This window comes from Frankia sp. CeRuru1 (assembly GCF_977966315.1).
Map to the genome: position 1 here is coordinate 1 of NZ_CDWWEW010000456.1, position 3,631 is coordinate 3,631.

The 3,631-nt window shown below is 70.0% G+C and carries 4 protein-coding genes; all 4 read left to right on the plus strand.

The annotated features are described in order from the left end of the window. Positions 1–451 precede the first annotated feature (451 nt). On the plus strand, positions 452–1,135 hold the full coding sequence (locus tag AC08OP_RS22530) for a hypothetical protein (protein ID WP_476616000.1): 684 nt from the start codon (positions 452–454) through the stop codon (positions 1,133–1,135). A gap of 17 nt (positions 1,136–1,152) precedes the next feature. Beyond that, complete coding sequence (locus tag AC08OP_RS22535) at positions 1,153–1,329, plus strand: hypothetical protein (RefSeq protein WP_476616001.1); 177 nt, start codon at positions 1,153–1,155, stop codon at positions 1,327–1,329. Positions 1,330–1,626: 297 nt separating this feature from the next. Then, positions 1,627–2,814 carry an HAF repeat-containing protein gene (locus AC08OP_RS22540; protein ID WP_476616002.1) on the plus strand — a complete coding sequence of 396 codons (1,188 nt, stop codon included), beginning with the start codon at positions 1,627–1,629 and terminating at the stop codon, positions 2,812–2,814. A 110-nt stretch (positions 2,815–2,924) separates the two neighbouring features. After that, positions 2,925–3,631 (plus strand): enoyl-CoA hydratase/isomerase family protein (locus AC08OP_RS22545; protein ID WP_476616003.1); only part of this gene is annotated, 707 nt, incomplete at its 3' end.

A 3,631-nucleotide genomic window follows, 5' to 3' on the forward strand; every position in this document is an offset into this window, starting at 1 on the left:
GGCTGGGGACGGGGAGATGGACCCCGACGACGCCTCGGTCGACGCCTCGGTCGATGTCCCGGTCGACGTCCCGGGACTGACCATCGCCGTGGCGACGCCGGCCCCGCCGACCAGGAACAGCACAACGACAAACACCGTCGGCACCAGACCGCGCGACGGCCGTCGCACGAATCGACCAGATACTCGATGGCCAGACACCAGAGCGCCCCCCCGGGTGCGGCTGGCAACACGCCCGTTGCCGGCGGCCTGCCCCGGACCGGCGGAGACAACGTGATGCACGTTAGGCGGAAGCCCCACCATACGACGATCGATAGGATAACAGTCGCGTTGCCGGTCATCCGGGCCACGGGGGGAAGCGGTGAATGTCAGATTGCCGACGGAGAGGTCGGCGCGGGAAAGTATTTTCGTCGCCGTTTGCCTGACGGCGTGCCTGAGTTGGCTCATGTTACCCATGGCGTCTCCGGTCCATGCGGCGGACGACGGGGTGGAACTCGGCGTCACCGTCGACGGTCAGCCCCTCGGTGAGGACAACGTGGTCCTCGGAGCCAGTGCGGTCGCCCGCGTGGTGGTCAGCGTGCAGAACCTGACCCGGTCGAACGTCCCCGTCGACTCGGTACGGCTGAGCGGAACCATGCTCGGCCTCACCTTCTTCGACTACGACACCCGGGTGCGCACAACCATCCCGGCCCGCGGATCGGCGAACTGGACCGTCGACCTGGATATGCGCGACCTCGACGGCCGGGCCACCGGACTGATGCCGGTGGAGGTGGCGATCCGGGGCACGAACCTGCACACGGTGGCCGAGGTGTCGGGAACCGCCGACATCCACGGATCGCTGTTGTCCATCTACGGGCTGTTCGGCCTCGGGCTTGTCGTCCTGATGGGGCTGCTCTGGGCCGTCGCGTTACTCCCGCTCGGCCGCCATGCAGTGCCGGCCACCTGGTGGCAACGCGGCCTGCGGTTCGTGCCCGCCGGCTGCGGGATCGGCCTGTTCGTCATCTTCGCGCTTTCAGCCACCCGGTTACTGTCACCCGGCACCCCCAGTGATTTCGGCATCACCATCACGGCGACCGCCGTCTGCTTCGGGCTCGGGGCTCTGCTGCCCCAGCTGGTCCCGGCGACGAGGCGCGGCTGACCCCACCGGCCGTCCACGTGACGCACACGCTGAGGATCGAGGGGCCCGGCCTGCGCGAGGCCACGACGAAGGACCTCGCACCGGGTGAGTCCGAGGACCTCACGGTGACCCTGCAGCCGGGTACTTACCAGCTGGGCTGCCCGGTCGGCAACCACGAGTCGCTGGGTATGAAACTCGGCATCACGGTGTCCTGAGCCGTCCGCGCCATCTGGTGGAGTCGGCTGACGCCCACGTCAGCGCGCCGCTCACCGGCCGGCGCCCGCGACGTTCCGCGCCTCGCGACCGCAGGCGGGGCGTGTCATTCATTGACGAGATGGCTACAGTTCGACACCATCTAACTTCAGTTGGTAATCAATCGGCGGAGTGCCGGCTGGTCCTCCGTCCAGCCATCCCGGCCCGATCCGTTGCCAGGATCCTGGCGACCGAACCCGTGCTACGGCGCCCCGGCGGCCACGACGACGGTCGGGAAGGCCTGACCAGGGAGGTCGGCCGTGCCGAGCAACCGGAGAACATTCGTACACCTGGCGGTCATGGCCGGAGCCACCGCACCGTTGTCCCTCACCGGGCTTCCCGTGTCTCTCACCGGGCTTCCCGCGGCGCTGGCGGCGCCGGTTCCGGGACCACGACCTGACCCACACCAGACGACGCCGGCCGGGGTCGGCATCCCCGGACCAGGCAGTCCCGGCTGGCTGACCAGTGGCAACAGCCGCGGGCTCTACGCCGGTTACTGGGTCAGCGGCGCGTACAGCACCACGGGCTTCCTCTGGCGCGACGGCACCGTGCATGTCCTCAACGGCAGCACGGCACCGAAGACGGTGACCGAGGACGGCGTAGTCATCGGCGATTTCGTCAGCCACTACGACCGGCAGGCGTTCCGGCTGGAACACAGAAACCCCCAGCCCCAGCGTCTGGGCTACCTCGGCGGCACCCAGACGGCCGGCGGCTACAGCAGCACCGCGGCGGCGGTCAACCGCGCCGGGGTCATCGTCGGCACCAGCACCACCAACGCTGGTACGTTCCATGCCTTCCGGTGGGCGGACAGCCACCTGCAGGATCTGGGTACGCTCGGCGGCCCGGGCAGCTCCGCCGTCGCGGTCACCAGCGCCGGTGCCATCGCCGGCAGCAGTGACACCGCCGCCGGCCCGTCCCACGCCTTCCTCTGGAGGAGAGGCACCCTGCACGACCTGGGTACCCTCGGCGGCCCGTCGAGTTCCGCGGTGGCCGCGAACGACGCCGGGCAGATCGTGGGCTACAGCGACACGGCCGACGGTCACACCCACGCCTTCCGCTGGGAACGCGGTCGTCTGATCGACCTCGGCACGCTCCCCGGCGACACCGATTCCTCGGCGATCGATATCAACAACGTCGGCCAGGTCCTCGTCCGGAGCCGCGGCTCGTCGAGCCGTGCATTCGTCTGGCAGCACGGCCAGCGCGCGACCATTAGCGTGCCCACCGACGACCTCGAGGTGACCGCCATCAACGACCGGGGAACCGTCGCCGGCACGGCGAACGGGCACGCGTTCCGTTGGCGCAACGGCCGCTTCACCGATCTCGGCACGCTGGGCGGGCCGTACAGCTACGCGAGCGCCATCACCCCCACCGACGTCGTCCTCGGTTCCTCGGTCCCGGCGGACTCCCCGATTCCGCTCGCGACCTTCTGGCCGGCCCCCGGCCGCTGACGCGACCCGCGAGGCGTTTTCGGTCAGGATGGACGATGTCGGACGGATGGAGACCCCGCCGGCACGGCGGACCGCCGGCACCAGCACGGACGACCCGACGGAGGATCATCATGAGCGAGTCCGAAGACATCGCGGTACACACCCTGCCCGGCCACGTCGCCGTCGTCGAGGTCCGCCGTCCGCCGCACAACTTCTTCGACGTACGTCTGATCCAGACCCTCGCCGACATCTATGACAAGCTCGACGCCGACTCCGACGTCCGTGCCGTCGTGCTGTGCTCCCAGGGCAGGAACTTCTGCGCCGGAGCCGACTTCTCCGGCGCGAGTGCGGCCGAGGCAATTTCGGCGGATGAGGGGGCGCCGGCCCTTTACCGCGAGGCGCTACGGCTATTCGCCTCCCCGATACCGGTCGTGGCCGCGGTGCAGGGCAGCGCGGTCGGCGGCGGGCTGGGGCTCGCGCTGTCCGCGGACTTCCGGGTCGCGAGCCCAGACAGCCGCTTCGCGGCGAACTTCTCCCGGATCGGGCTGCACCAGGGCTTTGGCATCTCGGTGACCCTGCCGGCGGTCGTCGGCCGGCAGAAGGCGCTCGACCTGCTCTACACCGGTCGCCGGGTCGGTGGGCAGGAGGCGTTCGACATCGGCCTCGCCGACCGGCTCGTGCCGAACACCGAGCTGCGGGAGGCCGCGGTGGCGCTGGCCGGTGAGATCACCGCCGCCGCGCCGCTGGCCGTGCGCAGCATCCGGGAGACAATGTGGGCGGATCTCGTCCCCGTCATCCGGGCGGCCACCGAACGGGAAACCGCCGAGCAGGCCAGACT

Bases quoted from the DNA above. Each gene is read 5' to 3' on its own strand.
- AC08OP_RS22530 (WP_476616000.1), top strand. From the start codon at position 452: ATGGCGTCTCCGGTCCATGCGGCGGACGACGGGGTGGAACTCGGCGTC.